Source organism: Bacillus sp. GW823-FHT06A10 (assembly GCF_058795375.1).
In genome coordinates, this window is record NZ_JBXAHT010000001.1 from 2,891,785 (window position 1) to 2,916,298 (window position 24,514).

27 protein-coding genes are annotated in these 24,514 nt (G+C 35.1%); 5 read left to right on the forward strand and 22 right to left on the reverse strand.

What is annotated here, in order from left to right; genetic code table 11:
• Window positions 1–94: 94 nt before the first annotated feature.
• Together AC1Q8M_RS14580 and AC1Q8M_RS14585 are read left to right on the forward strand one after the other, a co-directional pair.
• Window positions 95–460, forward strand: coding sequence for a CidA/LrgA family holin-like protein (locus AC1Q8M_RS14580; RefSeq protein ID WP_000872365.1), 366 nt, complete (start codon window positions 95–97; stop codon window positions 458–460).
• Entirely contained in the window at window positions 457–1,134 is a 678-nt protein-coding gene (locus AC1Q8M_RS14585) for an LrgB family protein (protein ID WP_000578965.1), read from the forward strand. Before AC1Q8M_RS14580 ends, AC1Q8M_RS14585 begins: the two co-directional genes overlap by 4 nt.
• A 12-nt stretch (window positions 1,135–1,146) precedes the next feature.
• Here the strand turns inward: AC1Q8M_RS14585 and AC1Q8M_RS14590 are convergent, their stop codons facing one another.
• On the reverse strand, window positions 1,147–1,560 hold the full coding sequence (locus AC1Q8M_RS14590; RefSeq protein ID WP_000442982.1) for an NUDIX hydrolase: 414 nt from the start codon (window positions 1,558–1,560) through the stop codon (window positions 1,147–1,149).
• A gap of 141 nt (window positions 1,561–1,701) precedes the next feature.
• Between AC1Q8M_RS14590 and AC1Q8M_RS14595 the strand changes: the two genes are divergently transcribed.
• Complete coding sequence (locus AC1Q8M_RS14595) at window positions 1,702–1,902, forward strand: DUF3903 domain-containing protein (RefSeq protein ID WP_000625226.1); 201 nt, start codon at window positions 1,702–1,704, stop codon at window positions 1,900–1,902.
• Window positions 1,903–2,269: 367 nt separating this feature from the next.
• Here AC1Q8M_RS14595 and AC1Q8M_RS14600 read toward each other — a convergent pair whose 3' ends face one another.
• From AC1Q8M_RS14600 to AC1Q8M_RS14665, 14 genes are all read right to left on the reverse strand, one after another.
• Window positions 2,270–3,025 carry a sulfite exporter TauE/SafE family protein gene (locus AC1Q8M_RS14600; RefSeq protein ID WP_000974667.1) on the reverse strand — a complete coding sequence of 252 codons (756 nt, stop codon included), beginning with the start codon at window positions 3,023–3,025 and terminating at the stop codon, window positions 2,270–2,272.
• Window positions 3,026–3,123: 98 nt separating this feature from the next.
• Complete coding sequence (locus tag AC1Q8M_RS14605) at window positions 3,124–3,270, reverse strand: BC1881 family protein (protein WP_000644411.1); 147 nt, start codon at window positions 3,268–3,270, stop codon at window positions 3,124–3,126.
• A 239-nt stretch (window positions 3,271–3,509) separates the two neighbouring features.
• Window positions 3,510–4,058 carry a hypothetical protein gene (locus AC1Q8M_RS14610; RefSeq protein ID WP_000943756.1) on the reverse strand — a complete coding sequence of 183 codons (549 nt, stop codon included), beginning with the start codon at window positions 4,056–4,058 and terminating at the stop codon, window positions 3,510–3,512.
• A 23-nt stretch (window positions 4,059–4,081) separates the two neighbouring features.
• On the reverse strand, window positions 4,082–5,101 hold the full coding sequence (locus AC1Q8M_RS14615; RefSeq protein WP_098662177.1) for an NERD domain-containing protein: 1,020 nt from the start codon (window positions 5,099–5,101) through the stop codon (window positions 4,082–4,084).
• 290 nt (window positions 5,102–5,391) lie between these two features.
• Entirely contained in the window at window positions 5,392–6,438 is a 1,047-nt protein-coding gene (locus tag AC1Q8M_RS14620) for a GH25 family lysozyme (RefSeq protein WP_098855655.1), read from the reverse strand.
• A 132-nt stretch (window positions 6,439–6,570) separates the two neighbouring features.
• Window positions 6,571–8,334 carry an ABC transporter ATP-binding protein gene (locus AC1Q8M_RS14625; protein ID WP_000229518.1) on the reverse strand — a complete coding sequence of 588 codons (1,764 nt, stop codon included), beginning with the start codon at window positions 8,332–8,334 and terminating at the stop codon, window positions 6,571–6,573.
• On the reverse strand, window positions 8,334–10,085 hold the full coding sequence (locus AC1Q8M_RS14630) for an ABC transporter ATP-binding protein (RefSeq protein ID WP_000862446.1): 1,752 nt from the start codon (window positions 10,083–10,085) through the stop codon (window positions 8,334–8,336). The genes AC1Q8M_RS14625 and AC1Q8M_RS14630 overlap by 1 nt, the downstream gene beginning before the upstream one ends.
• Before the next feature lie 122 nt (window positions 10,086–10,207).
• Entirely contained in the window at window positions 10,208–10,429 is a 222-nt protein-coding gene (locus AC1Q8M_RS14635; protein WP_001123317.1) for a YneF family protein, read from the reverse strand.
• A 77-nt stretch (window positions 10,430–10,506) separates the two neighbouring features.
• The gene (gene sirA / locus AC1Q8M_RS14640; protein WP_000860652.1) at window positions 10,507–10,947 is read right to left on the reverse strand and encodes a sporulation inhibitor of replication protein SirA; all 441 of its coding nucleotides are present in this window, start codon (window positions 10,945–10,947) and stop codon (window positions 10,507–10,509) included.
• A gap of 156 nt (window positions 10,948–11,103) precedes the next feature.
• Complete coding sequence (gene tkt / locus AC1Q8M_RS14645) at window positions 11,104–13,104, reverse strand: transketolase (protein WP_000019775.1); 2,001 nt, start codon at window positions 13,102–13,104, stop codon at window positions 11,104–11,106.
• Between the two features lie 296 nt (window positions 13,105–13,400).
• Entirely contained in the window at window positions 13,401–14,204 is an 804-nt protein-coding gene (gene phnE, locus AC1Q8M_RS14650; RefSeq protein WP_001082390.1) for a phosphonate ABC transporter, permease protein PhnE, read from the reverse strand.
• A complete protein-coding gene (gene phnE, locus AC1Q8M_RS14655) occupies window positions 14,204–14,998 on the reverse strand; it encodes a phosphonate ABC transporter, permease protein PhnE (RefSeq protein WP_001000773.1) in 795 nt (264 codons plus the stop codon). Before phnE (AC1Q8M_RS14655) ends, phnE (AC1Q8M_RS14650) begins: the two co-directional genes overlap by 1 nt.
• On the reverse strand, window positions 14,995–15,768 hold the full coding sequence (phnC, locus tag AC1Q8M_RS14660; protein WP_000569234.1) for a phosphonate ABC transporter ATP-binding protein: 774 nt from the start codon (window positions 15,766–15,768) through the stop codon (window positions 14,995–14,997). Before phnC ends, phnE (AC1Q8M_RS14655) begins: the two co-directional genes overlap by 4 nt.
• 95 nt (window positions 15,769–15,863) lie before the next feature.
• Window positions 15,864–16,802 carry a phosphate/phosphite/phosphonate ABC transporter substrate-binding protein gene (locus tag AC1Q8M_RS14665; protein ID WP_000915063.1) on the reverse strand — a complete coding sequence of 313 codons (939 nt, stop codon included), beginning with the start codon at window positions 16,800–16,802 and terminating at the stop codon, window positions 15,864–15,866.
• Between the two features lie 184 nt (window positions 16,803–16,986).
• On the opposite strand from AC1Q8M_RS14665, the gene AC1Q8M_RS14670 reads away from it, so the two are divergent.
• Complete coding sequence (locus tag AC1Q8M_RS14670) at window positions 16,987–18,570, forward strand: bifunctional metallophosphatase/5'-nucleotidase (RefSeq protein WP_000437461.1); 1,584 nt, start codon at window positions 16,987–16,989, stop codon at window positions 18,568–18,570.
• 40 nt (window positions 18,571–18,610) lie between these two features.
• Here AC1Q8M_RS14670 and AC1Q8M_RS14675 read toward each other — a convergent pair whose 3' ends face one another.
• Entirely contained in the window at window positions 18,611–18,850 is a 240-nt protein-coding gene (locus AC1Q8M_RS14675; protein WP_000607015.1) for a DUF896 domain-containing protein, read from the reverse strand.
• 45 nt (window positions 18,851–18,895) lie between these two features.
• Window positions 18,896–19,552, reverse strand: a complete 657-nt coding sequence (locus AC1Q8M_RS14680) for a YneB family resolvase-like protein (protein WP_000991471.1) — start codon at window positions 19,550–19,552, stop codon at window positions 18,896–18,898.
• Between the two features lie 141 nt (window positions 19,553–19,693).
• On the opposite strand from AC1Q8M_RS14680, the gene lexA reads away from it, so the two are divergent.
• Window positions 19,694–20,314, forward strand: coding sequence for a transcriptional repressor LexA (gene lexA, locus AC1Q8M_RS14685; RefSeq protein WP_000413738.1), 621 nt, complete (start codon window positions 19,694–19,696; stop codon window positions 20,312–20,314).
• A 91-nt stretch (window positions 20,315–20,405) separates the two neighbouring features.
• On the opposite strand, the gene AC1Q8M_RS14690 is transcribed toward lexA, so the two are convergent.
• From AC1Q8M_RS14690 to glnR, 5 genes are all read right to left on the reverse strand, one after another.
• Window positions 20,406–21,209, reverse strand: coding sequence for a DUF4097 family beta strand repeat-containing protein (locus AC1Q8M_RS14690; RefSeq protein WP_016512438.1), 804 nt, complete (start codon window positions 21,207–21,209; stop codon window positions 20,406–20,408).
• On the reverse strand, window positions 21,210–21,752 hold the full coding sequence (locus tag AC1Q8M_RS14695) for a DUF1700 domain-containing protein (protein ID WP_000031386.1): 543 nt from the start codon (window positions 21,750–21,752) through the stop codon (window positions 21,210–21,212).
• On the reverse strand, window positions 21,745–22,068 hold the full coding sequence (locus AC1Q8M_RS14700; protein WP_001102632.1) for a PadR family transcriptional regulator: 324 nt from the start codon (window positions 22,066–22,068) through the stop codon (window positions 21,745–21,747). The genes AC1Q8M_RS14695 and AC1Q8M_RS14700 overlap by 8 nt, the downstream gene beginning before the upstream one ends.
• A 618-nt stretch (window positions 22,069–22,686) precedes the next feature.
• The gene (glnA, locus tag AC1Q8M_RS14705; RefSeq protein ID WP_000092763.1) at window positions 22,687–24,021 is read right to left on the reverse strand and encodes a type I glutamate--ammonia ligase; all 1,335 of its coding nucleotides are present in this window, start codon (window positions 24,019–24,021) and stop codon (window positions 22,687–22,689) included.
• A gap of 48 nt (window positions 24,022–24,069) precedes the next feature.
• The gene (glnR, locus tag AC1Q8M_RS14710) at window positions 24,070–24,459 is read right to left on the reverse strand and encodes a transcriptional repressor GlnR (protein WP_000656783.1); all 390 of its coding nucleotides are present in this window, start codon (window positions 24,457–24,459) and stop codon (window positions 24,070–24,072) included.
• Between the last annotated feature and the right edge of the window lie 55 nt (window positions 24,460–24,514).

Below are 24,514 nucleotides of genomic sequence, written 5' to 3' on the forward strand. Positions count from 1 at the left end.
ATATATTAGACAAATATTTTGAATGAACGTATAGTAGAAATTGTTAATTCTTTTTTACAATTTTTATGTAAAAAAAGAAAGAGGTGGTTACTGTATGAAATGGTGGAAGTTAAGCGGACAAATTTTATTACTATTTTGTTTCGCTTGGACAGGTGAATGGATTGCAAAACAGGCACACCTCCCAGTTCCAGGAAGTATAATCGGTATTTTTTTATTATTAATTTCATTAAAATTTAACCTAGTTAAAAAAGAATGGATACAGGACGGAGCAGATTTTTTATTAAAAGAACTTATTTTATTTTTCATCCCTTCTGCAGTCGCTGTCATACGTTACAGAGATACACTAACACAATATGGAATCGATCTCATTTTAATTATTATGATTAGCACTCTTTGCGTTACCTTAGTTACAGGACTTTTAACAGAATTGCTACTAAAGCGGAAAGGATCAACGCAATGATCGGATTTCTTTGTTTACTATTAACACTATTCACATATTGGCTATCAAAAAAAATGTATCAACGTTGGAATTGGAGTCTACTTTCTCCTCTTCTCGTCTGTCCCATTATTTTAATTGCTTTATTGCTCGGATTAGATACACCTTATGAAACATATGAATCTGGTGGTCACTGGTTAACTGAATTATTAAAACCCGCAACAGTTGCTTTTGCATGGCCAATCTATAAATACTTTGATTTATTAAAGAAACATGGAATGGCTATCTTACTTAATGTCATTGTCGGTTCGTTTTTATCAGTCATTACTTCAGCACTACTAGCAAATTATTTTCAAATTGATTCATCACTAGAACATAGTTTAGCGCCACATATCGTAACAACACCAATCGCAATGGCTATTTCAGAAATGATTGGTGGTATGTCACAATTAACTGCTGTATTTGTCGTTTTAACTGCCTTAACAGGAGCATTGCTCGGCCCTTCTCTCATACGTATTTGCCGTATTAAAACAGCAATCGCAAAAGGTATTATGTTAGGAACAAGCGCAAATGGAACCGGTACATCAAAAGCATTCGAAATCGGTCCTGTGGAAGGAACAATTGCAAGTTTATCTATGCTTTTAACAGCAGGCGCTAGTTTAGTTATCGTTCCGCTTTTCTTGTCTTGGATACATTAAAGAAGCAAGTATTTACATACTTGCTTCTTTATCTATATATTGGCACAGCAATTCATAATCCTCTGGAAAAGCTAAACACAATTGTTCAACTTCATGTATCCCTTTCCAAGCAATTTCATGTATTAACTCATCAGGGTCTTGGATTTTCATATTACCGCCTATTTGTTTAACAAAATAATAATGGACATACACTGGAACACCGTATGTAATACCCTCTTTTTCATATATTTTATTTACAACTTCCACATTGTAACCTGTTTCTTCCCAAACTTCCCTGATACAACATTCTTCTAGTGTCTCTCCCTTTTCAAGTCCTCCACTTGGGACAGACCACCTTTTTTCTTCTCCCTCTTTGCCCTGCAGTACCATTAAAACTTCATTTCTTTCATTTACACATACCGCTGCACTACCTATCCATCTCTCCATAAACATCCCTCCCCTACTAAAATTCGCCTTCTTTATTATTTTCCCCTTGAAAAAAAGAGGAAATAATAAAACAATGACGAAAAGTTACATCAACTTCATAGACAATCCCTTCTTAGAAATTAAAACTGGAAGGATGAAAATATGATTTCTAATTATGTCGTGGAATGTGTCTTTTGTGAAGAAAATCGAAAACCTCGCCAAGCTATTGTCACAGTTCCCGCCACTACTCAGCTACTAGCCCTTGAAAAAGTGCGCGCGGAATGCAAACGTCGCTTTGGAAAAACTGTATTATTGCAAACAGAAATTAAAGAAGAAATAATTTTCGAACAAAAAGAAAGCTGACCATAAATTGGTCAGCTTTCATATCCGATCATATTTTCACATGAAGATTAGGGGCATCCTCTTTAAGGATCGGGATTTTCCCATTATGTACGTTCCATAATGGTCATCGAACAATATATTTCTATGCAATTAACTATTGAATAGAATAGGGCAAAACTTGTTCGCATTTTTAGAAAAGGGATAGGGATATAATTCAAGTAGTACTTCGAATACTCGAACTTTACACTCATAATATTAAAACAAATCCTTTTATATGGGAAATATGAATTACCTATATAATTCATTCGTAAAATATATTAATAGTTTGCTATATTAATTTTATCCCGCTATTTGTAGGCAGTAACCCCCTGCTGATTATAATTTCACTTTATTCCATCAATAGCATACAACCAGCTAAAACCGGTGTCATAATCATCGAAAACCTCAAAAGCGTTCGCGGTGCATAATTTGTAAACTTCGCGCCAATGTATGCCCCTAACATGGTCCCAATCAATACTTGTAATAACAATATATAATCTAAATATCCTTCCGAACTATATCCTATCCCGCCTCCAATTGCAATCGGTAATATAACAAGCATTGTTGTCCCTACAGATTGCTGAATCGTAAGTCCCAATAGAACCATTAATCCAAGTTGAATAAACGGTGCAGAACCAATCCCAAATGAACCAGCCATCATTCCAGTAACTAATCCAAGGCATACACATTTCAACAAGTAGTTCACGGAAAACTCTTTATGTTTATATAAAGACGACTTTTCTTTGTTTTGGAACATAATTAATTTAATAAACATAAAAATTGCCGATAAAAATAACATCCCAGCTGTAAACCAATGAAGAAGATGTGCTGGTATAAGTGAACCAAATTTAGAACCAATATAAGAGCCAATTGCGCCAAATCCCCCAACAATCCCGCCTATAATAAGTGCAACATTACCTTCACGGTAATGACTTACAACACCTGATAATGTCGTAAATGCCATTGCAGTTAAAGATGTTGCAAGAGCAACATGAATAGGGATTTGGAATACTAAAGTGAGTATCGCGATAATAAACCCAGCTCCTCCAGCTCCAACAAATCCTAATAAAATACCCATTACTAACATTGTTATAATTATTGCCACAGACTTTCCCTCCAGTAACACAATTATCCATCATATTTATCCTTACATACAAATAAAAAGCATCCTAGATGGATGCTTTTTATTTCAATGATATGTACTTAATCTTGATTAATCAAAATAACTGCTGGACCAGCGACCACCACTCCAGCTACTTCTATCTTTTCAAATTCCTTTACTGTAATAGAGATAACTCCTTCTCTTTCCATCAATTCTTTACTCAGGACATCAGTCGGGATTGCTTTCACCGTCTTACCTCCTTTTCATTTATACAATATGATAAAGTGAAACTTTAATGAGTGGGGTTTTTGTCCGTACTTATTAATTATTATCCCTCACCAATCGGACTAATAATCACCCAATGCATCTATATATATGCATCACCTCCGCTTTCATTCCTTATTCCACTCAAAAACCTTCTCCCCCTTCCGTGACATATTGAAAAATAAAAAAGAAGCTATAACATATAGCTTCCCTCTACGTTTCTTTAATCTTTATGCACCGTATATTCCATGACTTTTCCATCTCTATCAAATTGGAAAACAAGCTGTTCGCTATCTATTGGAATAAAGCCACGTTCAGTCCCAAGATAATACAAAGTGGTAACTCCTTCTTCCCCACTTCTCGTTTCCGTTGGAGCTCCTAACAATTGGATAATTTCTTCATTTGATTTCCCTATTAATTTATATTTTTGTAATAGATCATCTACCACATGTACCCGCTTATCTGCATGATTTAACCATCTATTTTGATTAAACTTTGATGTATATTCATTTACACTTAGTTGTACAGTGCACACTATTAATGGTATGAGTGCTACTATTAAAACCCCCAACATTTGCTTCTTTTCTTCATTACGATTTTTAGAAACATATAAAATAGCCCTTTGAATCATGACTAATAAAACAAATGGTATGAATACTACAAAAATGCTCCTTACACTTAAGGGTATATGGACCATATCAATGACGAATATAAATACAATGTACATTACTATATACAAACAAAAATAGACATACAAAATGCCACGTAGCATAGCGTTCAGAAAGATCTCCCCTTTTAACTCACTATATAATTCATCCGGCTAATCATTTCTCGAATCTGTTCTAATTCTTGCACTGTATATACTACTTTCCCTGCTAAGATTTCATTTCTGAAGAACGTTACAATTTGCTCCCGATCTTTTAATCTAGGTGTTTCCTCACTAGAAAGATCTATTATTTCTTTTCCATTTTCATTATAAAAATATACAACTGGTTTTACCTTTTCTTTTATACTATTAGCCTGCATTTCTTTCAAACAATTGTATAAAATTTGAGATAGTTTCTTCGCCTTATATACTGGATTTCCTTCATTTTTCACTTGCATAGTTGACGAATCTTTACCTACTATATATTCAAATGTCTCTTCTTTTTCAACTTCTTGTTGATACTTACCCATTTCATCAATCATAAATGAATATATACCAGCATTTTCTTTCGTTAAACCATGAATTAATTTCTCTCCCCATTCTTTCGTCTCAAGTAGATAAATACCAGTTTTGCACAAGATGAGATGATGGATTCGATTATCGTTTATTTCACTATTATTTTTAATAAAAACATTCGGCATGATTTCAATTTCAGCATCTAATATGATGCCTTGCTCTATGAATCCTCGTTTCATATAATGTAATGTTTCGTACGTATTCATTTCAGCGCCGTTTTTAGTATATTCTCGTAAATTTGCAATTAATTTTTGAAACATATGTATTTCGTTATTATGTTTATTTTGTATTTCACTACGTTCTTTACTATATTGCATAGCTAATTGATTTTTCATCATACGCATATTTTCAATTTCTCTATTTGCACTTACTTGTAAATCATTGTATTTTTTCTGTTCCATATTTTTTAAATTATTTTGTTGTTCTTTATGCTCTATCACCGTAGCTGCAATTTCGTTTTCATACGTTTCAATTGCTTGTTTCTTTTCAAATTCTACTTGCTGACTCTCTGATTCTAACTGTTTATTTTTATAAAACAGCACAAATACTACAGCTAATAATATTAAAACCGCACCTATTAGCACATAATTCATATTTTTACCCCTTTATTTCATTTTCTATTATTTTTTTAAAATATATCTACTATAGTATACTATGGTTTCGATATAGACTTTGTAAAAGTTGTATATTTTTAATAAAGTGAAACTTTAATCAGTGGGGGTTTTGTTCCTTCCCCACTGATTATTAGTTGAACCAATCGGGCGTTTACTGGCAATTGATCCCCCCTAACTTCTTTGCTTCCGCTGAATTTTGAGGTGGGGGTCTTACCGCCAGTTAATGCGGGATAAAAGGCACCTCTGACGGGGCACCTTTTATTTTCACTCTATTGTACACCATACTGAATATAACTTGGATCGTAGTATATCCATTGATTTGTCCCTAAGCAAAGCCATCCATCTTGCTTACTCCATACTCGATACGATTCACCATGATGTAACTGTCTTATAACATTTCCTTTTAATGATGGAGCGTCACGTAAATTTACATTATCACCAGTAATAGTCGCCACATAATGTTTATACTGAATATAACTCGGATCATTATATACCCACTGATTTGCCCCTAAACAAAGCCATCCATCTTGTTCTCCCCAAACTTCATATGTTTCGCCACGATTCAATTGGCGAATTACACTAGACTGCAAAGATGGTCCACTTCTCAAATTCACATTATCTCCATTAATTATAGCAACCCCGTACACTGGAGTTGCATTATTAGGCGGAGAAACATTCCCTCCACCACTTGCTCCATTCCCTTGTAAAGCTTCTAGTGAAACTGCAGCTGATACATCACAATTTCCTACACCTGAAATTTGTCCAGAATCTGTGTACTGCCATGCTGTCCACGCTGTCCATCCACCAGCATCAGCAGGCGGTGTACTCGAGTATTTAGCAATCCAAAGTGGAATATCACTTAATCCGCTAATTCCGAACTCATTAATATACCAAACTCCTGTATATAACATTACATCTTTTCCAGTAGCCTGTTTCACATAATTTATGAAGCTTCTTGCCCAATTCGATATAGCGCTACCAGTTAAATTACTATTACTCGGATCTTTTGGTGATTCTAAATCCAGAACTGGCATTAAGTCTGTCTGGTTACTTTGTAATATACTCACAAAATATTTCGCCTCTGAAATTGCATCATTTTGTTCTGGACGTGCAAAATGGTATGCACCAATTAATACATTCGCACTTCGGGCTGCTTGTACATTTTTAGTAAAAGTAGGATCAATGTAATTTACACCTTCTGTCGCTTTTGCATACGCTGCTGGAATTCCAGATGCCTTCACTGCATTCCAATCAATATTCCCTTCCCAATGAGACACATCAATAAACGTAACATTTGAACTCGATCTGTTTTGCATATAAAATCTCCTATCAATTTTTTTACTTCGTATACATACAATATGTACAAGTTTCATAAGAGGACACGACATTTATGCTATAGAAACAAAGAGTAAATATATTTTGTATACAAAATAAAAAAGACCTTGTATTTACAAGGCCTTTTGCAAACTCCCTTTATTTTGTAACAAGTACATATTATAATACAAACCTTGCTCACTTAGTAATTCTTGATGTGTTCCTCTTTCTACTATCTCTCCATCATGCATCACAAAAATTTGATCTGCATCTTGAATTGTAGATAACCTATGCGCAATGGCTATCGTCGTTCTACCTTTTCGCATTTGTTGCAACGCTGTTTGAATAGCCTCTTCTGTTTCTGTATCGATATTAGCTGTTGCTTCATCTAATACTAATACTTTTGGATTCGTTGCTATAGTTCTAGCAAAAGCAATTAATTGTCGTTGACCGCTTGAAAATGCTGCACCTCTTTCTACTACTTCTGTTTCATACTGCTCTGGTAACTTTTCAATAAACGTATTCGCTTGCACAAATCGAGCAGCTTCTTTTACTTCTTCATCCGTAATTTCTTCATTATACATACGAATATTTTGCTTTACATTTCCAGCAAATAAAAATGCATCTTGCAATACGAGTCCTATTTTCTTTCTAATTTCTCGTTCTTCAAATTTTTCTAAATCTACACCGTCTATTACAATATTTCCTGACTTAAGATTATAAAATCGCATTAACAAATTCATAATCGTACTTTTTCCGCTACCAGTATGCCCAACAAAAGCAACCGTTTGCCCTTGTTTCACGTGAAATGATACATTTTTTAAAACGTCACGCTTTCCATCATACGAAAAAGTAACATTTTTAAATTCAATATCTCCATCCACAACTTGAGGATTCTCATTGCCTTTTTGAACCGGTGCTAAATCTTTCTCGTCCATTAAATGAAATACACGTGATGACGAAACAAGTGCCTGTTGGAAAAAGGACAATTTCATCATCATCTCATTTACAGGTTGGAAGAAACGATGTATATAGTTAACAAAAGCATATAAAACTCCTACTTCAACAGGGCTCTTTAAAGCATCAATCCCAAATAAACCTAGTACTAACGCAATAGCTACAATATGTACTAAATCCGTAGCTGGTCGTAAAAGTAATGCGTCTAACTTCAAAGTACGTCGCCCTGCACTATAATGTTTATTATTCACTTCTTCAAACTCTTTTCTCATACGTTTTTCTTGTCTGAACACTTGAACAATATTCATTCCTTGTATGGACTCGTTCAATTTTGCATTTAACACGCTTAGTTGATTACGTACTTCTAAATAAAAAGCTGCACTTTTCCGGCGATATAATACCATAATCGCGAACATTATCGGAATTAATACGAGAGAAAATAACGCTAATTTTACATCTAATAAAAACATCGCTATTAAAATACCTACTAAAAAGACTACATTTTTCACAAATGTTGATAATACACTGACATAAAAATCTTTAATCGCTTCCGTATCATTCGTTATACGAGATACGAGCGTACCAATTGGCGTACGATCAAAGAAACTTAATGACAGCTTTTGAACATGTTCATATACTTCAACTCGCATATCTTGAACAATCTTAAAAGCAATGTTCTGAAAGTACAATAGATTTAAATACGTAAATAATACTTTTAATAAATGAGCAACTATGTAAATTACAAATAAAGTAACGAGTGCTGATCGTTCAAAATCCCGCGGTACTAGGTGTTCATCGAGGAATTGTTTAATTAAAAAAGGCCCCATCATTTCCGTTACTGTCGCACCAACTAAAAAGATAAACGCTAAAGATAGCAACCCTTTATATGGCTTCATATAAGAAAGCAATCTACTTAAATCACTTCGCTTCTTCTCTACCATCATACGCCTCCTTTCTCAACTAAAGCTTCTAATTGCTGACTTTCATACATTTCTTTATACCAGCCGTTTTCCTTCATTAATTCCTCATGTGTACCTCTTTGTACAATTCTACCTTCATCAACAACAAGAATAAGATTGGCATGCTGAATTGCACTTAATCGGTGTGCAGTAATAATCGTCGTTTTCCCTGCTCTTTCCCTCTTTAAGGCACTTAAAATTGTCTCTTCTGTTTTTGCATCTACCGCTGATAAACAATCATCCAAAATTAAAATTTCAGCATTTGTTAATAAAGCACGAGCAATAGAGATTCGCTGTTTTTGACCACCAGATAACGAAACGCCTCTTTCCCCTACTACTGTTTCATATCCTTCTGAAAATTGGAGGATATCATTATGAATACAAGCAATATCTGCAGCTTGGGTAATTTCATTATATGTAGCATCCGCCTTTCCAAAGGCGATATTCTCACCAATACTTGCTGAAAATAAAAAATGATCTTGTGGCACATATGAAATAGCAGAACGGACACCATGAAGTGTTAAATCTCGAATATCTCGCTCCCCAACTTTTAATTCACCATTAAAATGATCATACTCACGGATTAAACATTTTAATAAAGTCGTTTTCCCTGCACCTGTACGTCCTACAACTCCTAGCGTTTCGCCCTTCTTCAAATCAAAGTGAATATCGTTTAAATGTAACAGTTCATTTTTCTTATACGAAAATGAATCAACGGCAAACGAAACATTACCGCTCGCTATCGTATGTACAGCATTTTCTCTATTTACTACATCTGATTTTTGTGAAAGAATTTTTTCTACACGGTCATATGAAGCACGCCCACGCTCCATAATATTGAACAACCATCCAAACGCTAACATTGGCCAAACGAGGGTACCTAAATATGTCGTAAATGTAACGAGATCACCTACTGTTAATTCACCTCTTACAACTAATACCGATCCGTAACATACTGCAATTAAAAAAGAAAATCCAACGATAAGAGCGATTGTCGGATCAAATAACGAATCAATACGTGCAACTAACACATTTTTATGCACAACATCTTCTGATTTTTTTCGAAACGCCTGCAAATCTTCTTTCTCTTGTCCAAGCGATCGAATCACTTTCATTCCACTCATACTCTCTTGCACTTTATCATTAATTTCCGAAAACGATTGCTGTGCTTTATGAAACCTTTTATGTAATAACGTTCCATAATAATTTGTCGAAATGGCTACAATCGGCATCGGAATTAAACTTAACAATGTTAACTTCCAACTAATTGTAAAACCCATCGCTACGAGTACACATCCCCCAACAGCTAATGAATCAACAAGCGTTAAAACACCCGCTCCAGCAGTTTGCTGGATCGCTTGAATATCATTGGTCGCATGTGCCATTAAATCACCTGTTCGATTTGACTGATAGAAAGATGGACTCATCTTTGTAAAATGTTCATATAAATTTTTTCGTAATTGGCGAGCTAATTTTAACGAAGACCCGAAAATCATAATACGCCATATGTAACGTAATATGTACATCGTAATACCTACAATTACTAATAGTACAACCAAATTTAGTAACTTATTGGTCGTCAATGTTCCATCATTAATTTCATCTACAACGATTCCAATTACTTTTGGTGCTACAAGTTCTAAAAGTGCAACGCCGAATAATAAAATAATTCCGATTATGTATGCTCGTTTTTCTTGTTTAAAAAACCACGCTAAATTCATAAACACTTTCATTTTTTTCCTCCTCCCTTAAAATGAGCGATGTTTTCAGTTTATCAAAAATACAGAATTTTTAAAAGTTTTAAAAACTGTAACTAACAAAAAGAAAGACACTCTTAGCGAGTGTCTTTTAGCGCTTATTTCATTTGTTGCTTGTTCATTGCGCTCATCATTTGATTGATTTTCTTTTGGGAAGGTTTTTGTCCCATTTGCATCATCATCATTTTTAACATTTGTTCGTTAATTGGTGGATTTTTTTGTAAGTAATTCATCATGTATTTGCGGGCAATGAAAAATCCTAACGCCACGCCTGCTACTAGTGCTACTACGCCCACTAGAATACCTAACCAAATTGGCATATATTTTCCTCCTTCATGTTGTCTACCTTACAGTGTACTAAAACCTTTTCAATAAGACAAGATACAATTCGACATTTTTACACATATGTTCGTACTTGTTTTAGAGGATTCAGCCATCCGTACTTTGTATTTTCATAATCCATAGCTAAAAATGTTAATTCACACTTTCTTAACACCTCAAAGAAAGTCGTTTCCATAGAGACATTTCCAGAGGTATTCATACGAATATAGTGCGGTTTCACCATTATTTCACCGTACTCCGCTCCCGTATAAAGTGTATGTGTATGATGTGTTCTATCATATTTACCAAGAACGCGCAAAGCTTGTTCTAATTTATGATGAATTTTCATTACTTGCAATGGTTTTGTTATATACATCATTTGTTTATATAACACTTTTTTCTCCGAAAGGGACCCAGATTCTGAAAATCGAGCAAATAAATCAAAAAACAAATATTCACGACCAAAATAAGATTTCGCAATATCCTCTTGAATTAAATACAATTCATACGTTTTCATTTTTCCCCTCCCAATCTGGACAACCTTTTCTCTTCATTATATATAAGAAAATTTGCAATGATTGTCTGACTGCGGAGAGATAAAAAACTTTTTCTGTCGAAAAAACTCATTTACATAGAAAAATCTCTCCATGCCGGAGAGATTTTTCTGAAATCATTAAAGCATTTCTTTTACTTTACGAACAACGTTCTCTACAGTAAATCCATACTCTTCCATAATCTTCTCACCAGGAGCAGAAGCACCGAATGTATCGATACCTAACACATCTCCTTCAAGACCTACGTAACGGTGCCATCCGAATGTAGCACCCATTTCGATTGCGAAACGTTTTGTTACTGCTTTTGGTAATACAGATTCTTTGTACTCTGCAGTTTGAGCTTCAAAACGATCCATAGATGGCATGCTGACAACAGCTGCGTCAACACCGTCTGCTACTAATGCTTTTTGAGCTTCAACAGCTAGGCTTACTTCAGATCCAGTTGCAAGTAAGATAACATCAGCCGTTTCTTTCTTGCTTGCAGAAACTACATATGCACCTTTTGCTACTTTTTCATACGTATCATCTTTTGCACCTTCTAATGTTGGAAGGTCTTGACGAGTTAATACTAAAGCAGTTGGTTTGTTTGTAGATTCTAAAGCCAGTCTCCAAGCTGCAACAGATTCGTTACCATCAGCTGGACGGATAACAGAAACGTTCGGCATTGCACGAAGCGCTGCTAATTGCTCGACTGGTTCATGTGTTGGACCATCTTCACCAACAGCGATACTGTCATGTGTGAATACATACGTTACTGGCAATTGCATTAATGCTGCAAGGCGAATTGCTGGACGTAAGTAATCAGAGAATACGAAGAACGTACCACCGTAAGTTTTTAAACCGCCATGTAATGCAATACCGTTCATTGCTGCACCCATTGCGAACTCACGTACACCGTACCAAATGTTTTTACCGCTGTAATCATCTCTTGTAAAGTCTTTTTCGTTATTCATGTATGTTTTGTTAGAACCAGCAAGGTCAGCAGATCCACCGAAGAATGATGGTACAGACTCTGCAATTGCATTAATTACAGCACCAGAAGAATTACGAGTTGCTGCTTTTGATCCTAATTCATAAGTTGGTAAGTTTTGCTCCCAACCTTCTGGAAGTTGACCGTTCATTGCTGCTTGGAATTCGTTTGCTAATTCTGGGTATGCTTGTGCATATTCACCTAGCATAGTGTTCCACTCTGCTTGCGTAGTTTCACCAACATCTTGTACTGTTTTACGGAAGTTGTCGTATACCTCTTCTGCTACGTGGAAATCTTGCTCAGCAGTCCAAGCATATGCTTCTTTCGTTAATTTTGTTTCTTCTACACCAAGTGGAGAACCATGTGAAGCTGATTTTCCTGATTTGTTTGGAGAACCGAAACCAATTGTCGTTCTTACTTCAATTAGCGTTGGGCGTTTTTCGTCAGCTTTCGCTTCTTCAATTGCTTTCGCGATTGCTTCAATATCGTTTCCATCCTCAACACGGATTACTTGCCATCCGTATGCTTTGTAACGATCTTCTACACTTTCAGAGAATGAACGATTTAAATCGCCATCTAATGAAATATCGTTTGAATCATAAAGCACAACAAGGCGACCTAATTGTAAATGAGCAGCTAATGAAGATGCTTCAGCAGAAACGCCTTCCATTAAATCTCCATCACCACAAATAGCGTATGTATAATGATCTACTACATTATACGCATCACGGTTATATTTAGCAGCTAAATGTCTTTCAGCCATTGCCATACCTACAGCAGTTGCAATACCTTGTCCAAGTGGACCAGTCGTTGCATCTACACCAGCTGTATGACCGTACTCAGGATGTCCTGGAGTTTTGCTTCCCCATTGACGGAAGTTCTTTAAGTCATCCATTGTTACATCATAACCAGATAGGTGAAGTAGGCTGTATAATAACATTGAACCATGACCTGCAGATAATACGAAACGATCACGGTTAAACCACGTTGGGTTATTTGGATTGTGTTTCATAAATTGAGTCCATAATGTATAAGCCATTGGTGCTGCACCCATTGGCATTCCTGGGTGACCAGAGTTTGCTTTTTCAATCGCATCGATGGATAATGTGCGAATCGTGTTGATAGAAAGTTGTTCGATTGAATGTGACATGCTATTCTTCCCTTCGCTTATATTAGTAAACGTTTTATACATTTATATGATAGCTTCCCACGCAAGATTATACAACATGTATCGACAAATATGTTGATATTTTTTTGATTTTTTATAAAAAAATCAATGTTTCCGGGAATGTATAGGCATTCAATATGACATACTTTTTCATTATTTTTATTTTAAAAAGAAAGAGAATTATCTGTATATTTATACAAATTTCTTCTATTCTTACTTTTTTAAATACGTTTTTAAAAACATAAAAAAGCATCTAACTTCGATGCTTTTCAAATAAGTTAAACAATCCGTTTCCGAATCGAACTTGAAATCAAATCAATTATAATTACCATTAAAATAATACCTAATAAAATAATCCCAACACGAGACCAATTCCGTGAACTCAGCGCAAAAATTAAAGGTGTACCAATCCCTCCCGCTCCAATAACCCCTAAAACCGCAGCGGATCGTACATTAATTTCAAATCTGTATAACGTATACGATAGAAAATCTGGTAACACTTGTGGTAACACTGCATACCAAAGTATTTGAAAACGGTTTGCTCCTGTTGCTAGCAACGCTTCCGTCGGTCCTTTATCTATGTTTTCAATTCCTTCTGAATATAGTTTCCCTAACATTCCAATAGAATGTAATCCTAAAGCTAATACTCCTGCAAAAGAGCCTGGACCAACAGCTTTTATAAATAAAAGAGCCATAACTAATTCAGGAAACGTACGAACAAAACTAAGTACAAATTTCCCAGATCCTGAAGTTAATTTTCCACTACTCATATTCGTTGCCGCCCAGAAGGCAAACGGAACAGATAAAAATGCAGAAATAAATGTACCTAATATCGCAATTGCCAACGTATCAATTAATCCATGCAATAAATCTTCACCATCTGGCAAAGATACATACGACCAGTCTGGATTTAATATCCCTGTCATAATTGCTTTCGTGATTTCACCTGCTGTGTCCTTTATCCCTTCTAATGGTACTCCTGAAAAGGCCCATACATATACAACTGTAAGTGCTATTAAAATAATCCAGCGATATATACTCGGTTTCTTCGGTTTTGGCACAATCATCGTCGTTCTATTCATTATAGTTTCTCCCGCAACAATGTACTAATGTAGTCAATTAACAAAACAACAATAAGGGTATAGATAATTATAGAAGCAGTTTGTTGATATTGTAAAAATCCAAGTGTACGATCATAATATAGTCCAATACCACCTGCTCCTACTAAACCTAGAACAGCCGCTGCACGTACATTCACCTCAAATGTATATAGTACATAGGAAACAAAGTGTGCTTTTACTTGTGGAATGACTCCATAAACAATCCATTGTACCTTAGTAGCCCCTACAGCTGTCATCGCTTCTAGTGGGCCAGGGTCAATTGATTCAATTGATTCATACAACAATTTCGCTACAAGTCCAATTGAAAAAAAAGTAAGAGCCAAAATACCTGGAAGTGGCCCAATTCCAAAAATCGCTACGAAAATAGCCGCCAATAATAAATCTGGTATTGTTCGTATAAAATTTAAAATCATTCGAGCTAGACTGTATAAAAATGTGTTAGTAAACACATTACTTGCTGCAAACAATGCAAGTGGAATAGCTAAAATCGCTCCTAAGGTCGTCCCAATAATCGCCATACGTATTGTATCTAACATCGCTGTTGTAATAACTTGAAAATAACTCCAATCAGGTGGCACCATTTCTTTCAATAGATCTACGATATTTGGAAAACCGTCTACCAATTTTGAAAATGATGCATCTACTTGTACACTACTACTCCACAGCATTAAAATAACTAAAATAAACGTTAACATATGTTTCAATTTACTCGGCGGCTTCGGTATTTCATTTGAATATATCGTCACGTCATTCATTTTACTGCCACCTCTAATAATTCGCTTTTCTGAGCAACGTCCCCATAAATTTCAGCAAATTTTTCATCCGTTGCTTCTTCTACTAAACCGTCAAAAACAATTTCTCCTGCATGTAATCCGATAATGCGTGTCGCATATTGTCTAGCCAAATCAATAGAATGTAAATTTACAATTGTCGTGATTCCAAAATCTTCATTAATTTTTTTCAAATCATCTAGCACTTGCTTTGTCGTAAGTGGATCTAACGATGCAACAGGCTCATCTGCCAATATGATTTTTGCTTCTTGCGCCAATGCTCTAGCTATCGATACACGTTGCTGTTGTCCTCCTGATAATTCATCAGCACGCGCATATGCTTTTTCTAAAATATTCACTCTTTTTAATGCTTGAAATGCGAGCTCCACATCTTCTTTCGGAAACAAACCTAACGTTGTACGTAATGTGGAATGATATCCAACACGACCAGCTAATACATTTTTTAATACTGTTGATCGCTTTACAAGGTTAAAACTTTGGAAGATCATACCGATATCCCGGCGCATACGCCTTAATCCTTTTCCTTTCGCAGAAGTAATAGACTCACCTTCAATAATGATTTCTCCTTCGGTAATCTCATGAAGACGATTTACGGATCTGAGAAGTGTAGATTTTCCAGCTCCGGATAATCCGACCATTACAATAAACTCACCTTTTTGAATCTTTAAATTTATATTATTCAATCCCCTTGTGCCATTCGGATACATTTTGGAAACATTTCGAAACTCTATCACACATCTTACCTACTTTCAATGTATTATCAATAACTAAAAAACGGCAAACTAACTGAAATCTCACACCTTCCAGCTAGCCGCCATTTCACTATGTATTATTGCGTCTTCACTGTCTTTCCATATTCACGAACAATATCAAATTTACTATCATCAGATTTAATATATCCTTCATGAGAATATACTTCTTTAATGATTTTACGGCCTTCCTCATTTTTTCCAATTTCAATGAAAGCATCTTGTAATTTCTTGCTCCACTCTGCATCTAAATCCGAGCGTACAGAAATTGTATCGTTCGGAATTTTCTCAGTAAATTTCACTATTTTCGTTTGATCAAATATATTCGGATAATCCTTTTTTACAATATTACGAGCATCTTGGAATACAACAGCTGCATCTACATCACCATTTAAAAGAGCAATAAGTGACTGATCATGCCCTTTTAATGTAACAGGTTTCACATCCTTTAGCGGATCAATTCCCTCTTTTAATAGAACAGCTGCAGGCCATACATATCCTGCTGATGATGTTACATCTTGATAACCAATTTTTTTACCTTTTAAATCTTTTACACTATTTATATTAGAGTCTTTTTTAACAACAAACTCAGATTTATAATAATCTACTAAATCTTTTGTAGGAGCTCCTGTTTCATCCTCTACTCCAAAACGTTGTGCTTGCAAAATTACATTTGCAGCCTTCTTTTCATGTGCTAATACGTACGCTGTTGGCGGTAAAAATCCTACATCTACTTGTTTAGATGCCATCGCTTCTACAATTGTATTGTAGTTAGTTGAAATACTAACTTTTACCGGAATATTTAATTTATCGCTTAATAGCTTTTCCAATGGTTTTGCCTTTGCCTCTAACGTATCCGCATTTTGAGAAGGAACAAATTGAACATTTAAGGTCTTTGGTACATAACCTTTTTTCGTATCTTCATTTTTACTTGCACTGGACTCTTTCGTCCCGCAGCCACTTAATAATCCGGCCGCTAGTACAACTGTTGTACTCATTGCAAAAACTTTTTTCAACATATTAATGCCTCCATTTTTCTTGTTATAAAATAACCTTCCGTAAACATGAAGAAATATATCACATATTTTGATACACAATTGGGTATTTACAGAATCTTTACACATTCTATACATTCACATCAAAATTCACTTCACATATTTGATATGATTAATTGGAAGATAACAATAGAAAAGGTGAGTCATATTGGAACAAAATCAAACTGTAACTTTAAACATCTTATTAACAAGCGATATACATGGCACTGTTTATCCTATTCACTACCAAGATAACTCCCCAGCAGAACTTGGTTTAGCTAAAATTTCTACTCTTATAAAAAAAGAACGTTCCCAAAATACAAACGTTCTTTTAATTGATAATGGCGACTTTATTCAAGGAACACCATTTACTTATCATTACGTTACATACGAAAAAAACAAAAAAAATCCAATGTCCTTATTAGCGAATTACTTACAATATGACGCTGCAATTATCGGCAATCATGAATTTAATTACGGGATGAATATATTAAATAATGCTGTGACTACTGCGAACTTCCCGTACCTATCAGCAAACATATTAGATAAAAACATAAACAAACCCTATTTCGGAAAACCTTATTTAATCAAACAGATTGAATCCAATATAAAAATCGCTATTTTAGGGGTAACAACACATTACATCCCAAATTGGGAACAGGCCCATCACATTAAAGATTTACTATTTGAAGATGCATTAAAGACTACAAAAAAATGGGTTTCTTATATTCGCGAACATGAGAAACCCGATTTATTAGTCGTAGCCTATCACGGTGGATTTGAAAAAGATTTACAAACCGGGGAACCTACTGACGTGTTAACAGGTGAAAACCAAGGATATGCAATGTGCCATGAAATTGAAGGCATAGATCTTTTACTAACAGGTCATCAACACCGAGAAATTTCTCACACAATGGCTAACGGTGTAACAATTTTACAGACCGGATGCAATGGACACTCAGTCGGCAAAGTAAAAGTAACATTCGAAAAAACGAAACGTAAATGGGTAAAAAAAGAGAGCTCTTCTGAATTATTATCTGTACAAGGAATTGAAGCGGACCAAGATGTACTTTCATTGGTAGCCGATTACGAAGAGAAAACACAAAAGTGGCTTGATCAACCTATTGGAATCATTCAGGGGGACATGCAAATTTCAGATGCTATGCAAACTCGTTTGCACGATCATCCTTTTATCGAATTCATAAATAAAATACAGATGGATATAGCTAAGGTATCAATTTCTTGTACAAGTTTGTTCCATAATACATCTCCAGGTTTCCCGGAACATGTAACAATGCGTGACATCGTTTCTAATTATATTTATCCAAACACATTAAAAGTAATTAGAATAACTGGAGCTGATATAAAAGCCGCTCTTGAACTCTCTGCTTCTTATTTCACATTAAAAACAGATGGATCCATCATCGTAAGTCCTACCTACATAGAACCAAAACCACAACATTATAATTATGATATGTGGGAAGGGATTTCATATGTATTAAACATTTCAAAACCAATTGGTGAAAGAGTAGAATCTTTACAGCATAACAGTGCTCCTCTTAATATGAATGAAGAATATGAAGTTGTAATGAATAATTATCGTGCAAGTGGCGGGGGAAATTTCTTTATGTTTCAAAACAAACCGGTAGTAAAAGATATACCCACAGATATGTCTGAACTTATCGCTAATTATATATTGGAACATAAAACGATAGAAGCAACCGTTAATAACAACTGGAAAGTTATTAAATAACGATTTTTACAAATAAAAAAAGATGGGCTTCGCCCATCTTTTAATTTAATTTTGCATTATCTTGCTTTTTTAAAGCTTTTAATTTCGTCGGTGTAACATCTGTACCTTCTTCGTTAACAACTTTAATTCCTTTAAGTTCGTTTAACATATTTTGACGAAATCCTTTTAAATATTGTTCACGTAGCGATTGACGCTCACGTTGCTCTTCTTCAGTTAAACCTTCAGCTTTTGCTTTTTTCGCTAAGAAGTTAATGCGTTCAACGAGTTCGTGATTAATCATCTCGAATCCCCCTTCTAATCAAAACTGATTATTATCATACAATAGTTACTCTTCTTTATCAAGCAATTGCTTCGTATACTCTACATATCTACGATGTACAGTCGCCTTTGAAACATTATGACCAAATCCACGTAATGTTGCTGCAATTTCTTCAAACGTGAGTTCACTTTTTCGCAAACGTACAATTTCCTCAATTGGCACTTCTTTTTTCTCTCTTCCTACACTTAAATGACGATTTTTTAAATTATTTTCTGGACGATAACCTTTTTCTACTGCACGTTGCATACCTCGTTTAATTTTCAAATTATGAATCTTTCTTTGATATTCTTCAACAATACCAATAATATCTAATACCATCGAATCAGAATCCGACAATTGTAATTCACCATTATGTGTATGCGTATATACTTTTATGCCTTCTTTATGTAAACAATGCATTAATGCGATCTTCGCATTTCCTCTACCAAGGCGCGTTTCATCTTGTATAAGTAACACATCAATTTGTTCGTCTCGAATTGTATCCAGCACCTCTAATATACCGTCACGTTCAATTGTATATCCACTAGCCTGCTCTTCAATCACCTTAGTAACATTCATTTGATAGCGCTCAGCTAAATGCAATAATTCATCTTTTTGACGTAATAATGATGTTTCTTGCGCTTCTTTCGTTGTACTCACACGTGCATAAATAATTGCATTCATTTTGAACCCCTCTTTCTCCCTATTATTTCCCTATAGTGTAACATAAATCCGCCATTTGTTCGAACTTATGTTTGTAGAATGTTTTTTCACATGTTATACTTATTAATAAGAAAAATGAAAGAAAACGAGGTGTTAGAAAACATGGAAAAGTTAACGAAACGCCAGCAAGACATTCTCGACTTTATTAAGCTAAAAGTACAAGAAAAAGGATATCCACCTTCCGTACGTGAAATTGGTCAAGCAGTCGGCCTCGCTTCTAGTTCTACAGTGCACGGACATTTATCACGATTAGAAGAAAAAGGATACATTCGACGCGATCCAACAAAACCACGTGCCATTGAAATTTTAGGTGAAGACCGAATGGATACGGAAACACAATCTGTTATTCAAGTTCCAATTGTCGGAAAAGTTACTGCCGGTTTACCAATTACAGCGGTTGAAAGCGTAGAGGAACATTTCCCACTTCCAGCTAGTATTGTTGCTGGAGCAGACCAAGTGTTCATGTTACGTATTTCTGGAGATAGTATGATTGAAGCTGGTATTTTCGATGGAGATTTAGTTGTTGTTCGCCAACAACAGTCTGCATATAATGGTGAAATTGTAGTCGCTTTAACAGAAGATAACGAAGCAACTGTTAAACGTTTCTATAAAGAAAAAGACCATTTCCGTCTACAACCAGAAAACTCTTCATTAGAACCTATCATTTTAAAACAAGTGTCAGTTATCGGGAAAGTAATTGGCGTATATCGTGATTTACATTAAAAATAATAAAAAGAAGATAATTACCTTATTTATATACGGTAATTATCTTCTTTTTTGTATTTTGATAGATTTCCATACATTCTATTTCTTATTAACGAGTTTCAATCGTCACATCTCCCGCAGCCGTTTTACCGCTAATCTTTTTACTACCATTGCCAATTGTTACGTTATTATTTTCTTCATTAAAAATTGTTACATCTCCGGCAGCACTTTGCCCAGTAATTACCGCATCTTGTGGTTTTTCCGATAAAGTAATATCTATGTCTCCCTCAGTTGAACTTGCTTCTAGATTATACTTGGAATCATGATCTCGAATATTTATTTCCCCACTTTTTGTTTTTGCGGTCACTTTCCCTAATACCTTCTTAAAGTTCACCTCACCAGCTTTTGTCGATCCTTCCACATTCTTAGCCGTTACTTGTTTCAACTCTACTTCTCCAGCAAGTGTTCTAACACTTACGCTATCACTTTTCACATCACTCATTTCGATTTGTCCAGCAGATGAATTTACTTTTACATCTTGATAAGAGCGTTCAGGCACAAGGAGAGTCAATTTAGACGTTTGAAACCTAAAATCATAAAAAGAAAAATCAAATGAAGCACCTTTTTCTCTTTCCCCAATAATTTTTAATGTGTCACCATCTTCTGCAATACGAATCTCTTGTTTACGTACATCTCCTGATTGCTTTACATAAAAAGAAGAATCAGGAGATTTTTGGATAACAATATCTCCGGCATCTAACTTAACTTCTATATTTTTTAATGTTTCGTTTTTAATTACATCTTCTTTATCGCCTTTTTCAGCAGTTTGTACTGCTTTTTCATATGTTTGGGAAATTCCTATTACTCCAATAATGATACAAGCGATAGCGATTAAAAATAGTTTTTTCATCATTTACTCTCCTTTTATCATTTTGAAGTTCCATATTACATATCGTACACACAATCTCTTAAACCACTTTGTACTATAAAAAGCGATAATACATAACAATAAACCTACTCCAACAAACGTTATACTAACGAAAAGATCCAACCATATAAAAGTACCCATAAATACTTTTCCAATAACGAAAAATGGTGTTACTACACTAGCAATACCACCAATCCAAAAAGAAAATATAAAAGCAACAATTGCGACTAACGGGCCTAACACAATAATAAAATTAAACAAACTAAGTCCAATCGCTGCCATAACAGCTCTTGTCACATTTGAAGTCGATGGATTTTTTTTCATTTCATCGAAGCGATACATCGCAAGTAACTCTTTTGCGATTACTTTCGGAGAACCAAGGCCCTGAATTATTTCTGATTCAGTTTTCCCCTCTTCTAGTCCAAACTGAAAGTGCTCTTCATAATCCAATAAAATATCTTGCCTCTCTTCCTCTGGTAACTTTCTAAGATAACTTGATAATTCTTTAAGAAACCCTTCTTTACTCATCCCATTCCACCCCTTCAATAATTTCTTGTACCCCTTTCGCAAAATCACGCCATTCTGTTACTAACAAATGAAATTGCGTCTCCCCTCGCTCTGTTAATTGATAATATTTACGAGGTGGCCCTTCCGTAGATTCCTTTAAATACGTTTGAAAATACCCTTCTTTCGTCAAACGACGTAATAAAGGGTATACTGATCCTTCCGATATTAAAAATTTATTAGAGATTTGCTGAACAAGTTCATAACCGTAACTATCTTTACGTTTTACAAGTGCTAATACACAAAGTTCAAGCACACCTTTTTTAAACTGAACGTTCAAGTGCCATCCTCCTTCCCTATCTTAGTACTGTTCAATACACGGTACCTGATTTATCCATAATATACCACTTAGTATTGTTTATTGCAAGGTACTAAGCTATATTTATTCCCTAAATTTAGAAAATGAACTAACGAAATTCTGAATAAGACTGTGTTATAACTGAGCATCATTACGTTAATATCATTGAGTAATAATCTGATTCACAAGCCACAAACTTATAGCCTTGCAGATGAGGACATAAAAATCATCGCTCGCGTTGTACAAGGCAGTAAAGAATTATTAAGTTTTAGCACAAGTGATTAAAAAAGATAAGATCAATTCTTTTGAAAAGATTTTCTTAGTAACATGATTCAAAATAACCAAAAACAATCCATTATCTAGTAGTTAACATATCCAATAACTTCACTAAAAAAGCCCTGATACCGTAGTATCAAGGCTTTTTCATTTCACAAATTATATAAAACTTACATTTATCTGATAATGTTTTTCTATGATATCACTACTTGTTATTAATTATTGGCTTTTATGTGGCTGTTTTTCATTTTGCAACCATATAAAATTGTAATAATAGGGAATTAAAAAACCCTTGATACGAGTTGTATCAAGGGTTCAAGCCTCTTAGTAAAGAGACATATATTGATCGCGTTCCCATTGGTGAACTTGTGTTCTAAAGATATCCCACTCAATCTCTTTCGCTTCGATGAAGTGCTCAAGTAAGTGTTCTCCTAGTGCACCGCATACTACTTCATTAGATTGTAATGTAACTAACGCTTGCGCTAATGTTGCTGGTAAGTCAACGATACCTGCTTCTTCGCGCTCTTCTTTTGTCATTACATAGATGTTACGGTCTACTGCAGCTGGTGGAGTTAATTTGTTTTTAATTCCATCAAGACCTGCAGCTAATAATGTAGCCATTACTAAATATGGGTTTGCAGCTGGGTCAACACTACGTACTTCTACGCGTGTACTAATACCACGAGATGCAGGAATACGTACTAACGGGCTACGGTTTTGTGCAGACCATGCTACGTAACAAGGCGCTTCATATCCAGGTACTAGACGTTTATATGAGTTTACAGTTGGATTTGCTATCGCTGTAAATGCTGGTGCATGTTTTAAAATACCTGCGATGAAGTGACGAGCATCATCACTTAGTTGTAAGTCACCGTTTGCATCAAAGAATACGTTCTCACCATTTTTAAATAATGATAAGTTACAGTGCATACCTGAACCGTTCACACCGTATAGTGGTTTCGGCATAAATGTTGCGTGTAAACCATGTTTACGAGCAATTGTTTTTACAACAAGTTTGAATGTTTGAATGTCATCACATGAGCGAATTGCATTTGCATATTTAAAGTCAATTTCATGCTGCCCTGGAGCAACCTCATGGTGAGATGCTTCAATTTCAAATCCCATTTCTTCAAGTTCAAGAACGATATCACGACGACAGTTTTCCCCTAAATCCATCGGCGCAAGGTCGAAGTATCCACCGTTATCGTTTAATTCTAATGTTGGATTTCCTTTTTCATCAACCTTAAATAGGAAGAATTCTGGCTCTGGTCCAAGATTGAAGTCTGAAAATCCTAAAGCTTCCATTTCTTTTAACACACGTTTTAAGTTGTTACGTGGGTCTCCATCAAATGGAGTGCCATCTGCATTGTAAATATCACAGATTAGTCGAGCTACTTTACCTTTTTCAGCTGTCCAAGGGAAAATTACCCAAGTGTCTAAATCAGGATATAAATACATATCAGATTCTTCAATACGTACGAAACCTTCAATCGAAGATCCATCAAACATCATTTTGTTATCAAGAGCTTTCGTTAATTGTCTCACTGGAATCTCTACGTTTTTAATTACCCCTAAAAGGTCCGTAAATTGTAAACGGATATACTTTACATTCTCTTCTTTCGCCAAACGGAAAATATCTTCTTTTGTGTATCTAGACATTATAAATTCCTCCTTAGTCCCTCTAATCGCCTTCAGAATCAGTTATCTTTAGTGAAAAAATCTTGAAATGTCACCTTGTCGCAATGAAGTTCGATTGAATCTACCTGTATGTTGTAGTTCATCTCGAAGTATTTTGCGAAGCTCAGTTTTTGAAATTTCTTTCGTTTCTTCTTTTACTTTCACTGCTTCTGTTTGATTTTCTTTCATTAGTAACACTTGCTTAATACCAGCCATATTCAAGCCTTGATCTAACAAATCTTTAATCTCTAACAACTTATCTACATCGTTAAATGAAAATAATCTACGATTCCCCTTTGTACGGGTTGGAGAAACAAGATTATGCTCTTCATAGTAGCGAATTTGACGTGCAGACAATTGTGTTAAATCCATAACAATACCAATTGGAAACAGCGGGGCAGAACGTCTATCTTCTTTCATTTTTCAGTTCCTCCTTCGCCTTAACTGCTTCTCATTTTATAACATGTTATGTTTA

Bases quoted from the DNA above. Each gene is read 5' to 3' on its own strand.
- AC1Q8M_RS14665 (WP_000915063.1), bottom strand. From the start codon at position 16,802: ATGTTGAAAAAAGTTTTTGCAATGAGTACAACAGTTGTACTAGCGGCC.
- AC1Q8M_RS14615 (WP_098662177.1), bottom strand. From the start codon at position 5,101: ATGAATTATGTGCTAATAGGTGCGGTTTTAATATTATTAGCTGTAGTA.
- AC1Q8M_RS14690 (WP_016512438.1), bottom strand. From the start codon at position 21,209: ATGATGAAAAAACTATTTTTAATCGCTATCGCTTGTATCATTATTGGA.
- glnR (WP_000656783.1), bottom strand. From the start codon at position 24,459: ATGAAAGAAGATAGACGTTCTGCCCCGCTGTTTCCAATTGGTATTGTT.
- AC1Q8M_RS14610 (WP_000943756.1), bottom strand. From the start codon at position 4,058: ATGCTACGTGGCATTTTGTATGTCTATTTTTGTTTGTATATAGTAATG.
- AC1Q8M_RS14620 (WP_098855655.1), bottom strand. From the start codon at position 6,438: ATGCAAAACAGATCGAGTTCAAATGTTACGTTTATTGATGTGTCTCAT.
- AC1Q8M_RS14630 (WP_000862446.1), bottom strand. From the start codon at position 10,085: ATGAAAGTGTTTATGAATTTAGCGTGGTTTTTTAAACAAGAAAAACGA.
- AC1Q8M_RS14625 (WP_000229518.1), bottom strand. From the start codon at position 8,334: ATGGTAGAGAAGAAGCGAAGTGATTTAAGTAGATTGCTTTCTTATATG.
- AC1Q8M_RS14695 (WP_000031386.1), bottom strand. From the start codon at position 21,752: ATGAGTAAAGAAGGGTTTCTTAAAGAATTATCAAGTTATCTTAGAAAG.
- phnE (WP_001082390.1), bottom strand. From the start codon at position 14,204: ATGAATAGAACGACGATGATTGTGCCAAAACCGAAGAAACCGAGTATA.
- tkt (WP_000019775.1), bottom strand. From the start codon at position 13,104: ATGTCACATTCAATCGAACAACTTTCTATCAACACGATTCGCACATTA.
- AC1Q8M_RS14585 (WP_000578965.1), top strand. From the start codon at position 457: ATGATCGGATTTCTTTGTTTACTATTAACACTATTCACATATTGGCTA.
- AC1Q8M_RS14595 (WP_000625226.1), top strand. From the start codon at position 1,702: ATGATTTCTAATTATGTCGTGGAATGTGTCTTTTGTGAAGAAAATCGA.
- AC1Q8M_RS14675 (WP_000607015.1), bottom strand. From the start codon at position 18,850: ATGATTAATCACGAACTCGTTGAACGCATTAACTTCTTAGCGAAAAAA.
- AC1Q8M_RS14580 (WP_000872365.1), top strand. From the start codon at position 95: ATGAAATGGTGGAAGTTAAGCGGACAAATTTTATTACTATTTTGTTTC.
- AC1Q8M_RS14590 (WP_000442982.1), bottom strand. From the start codon at position 1,560: ATGGAGAGATGGATAGGTAGTGCAGCGGTATGTGTAAATGAAAGAAAT.
- AC1Q8M_RS14635 (WP_001123317.1), bottom strand. From the start codon at position 10,429: ATGCCAATTTGGTTAGGTATTCTAGTGGGCGTAGTAGCACTAGTAGCA.
- sirA (WP_000860652.1), bottom strand. From the start codon at position 10,947: ATGAAAACGTATGAATTGTATTTAATTCAAGAGGATATTGCGAAATCT.
- glnA (WP_000092763.1), bottom strand. From the start codon at position 24,021: ATGTCTAGATACACAAAAGAAGATATTTTCCGTTTGGCGAAAGAAGAG.
- phnE (WP_001000773.1), bottom strand. From the start codon at position 14,998: ATGAATGACGTGACGATATATTCAAATGAAATACCGAAGCCGCCGAGT.
- lexA (WP_000413738.1), top strand. From the start codon at position 19,694: ATGGAAAAGTTAACGAAACGCCAGCAAGACATTCTCGACTTTATTAAG.
- AC1Q8M_RS14680 (WP_000991471.1), bottom strand. From the start codon at position 19,552: ATGAATGCAATTATTTATGCACGTGTGAGTACAACGAAAGAAGCGCAA.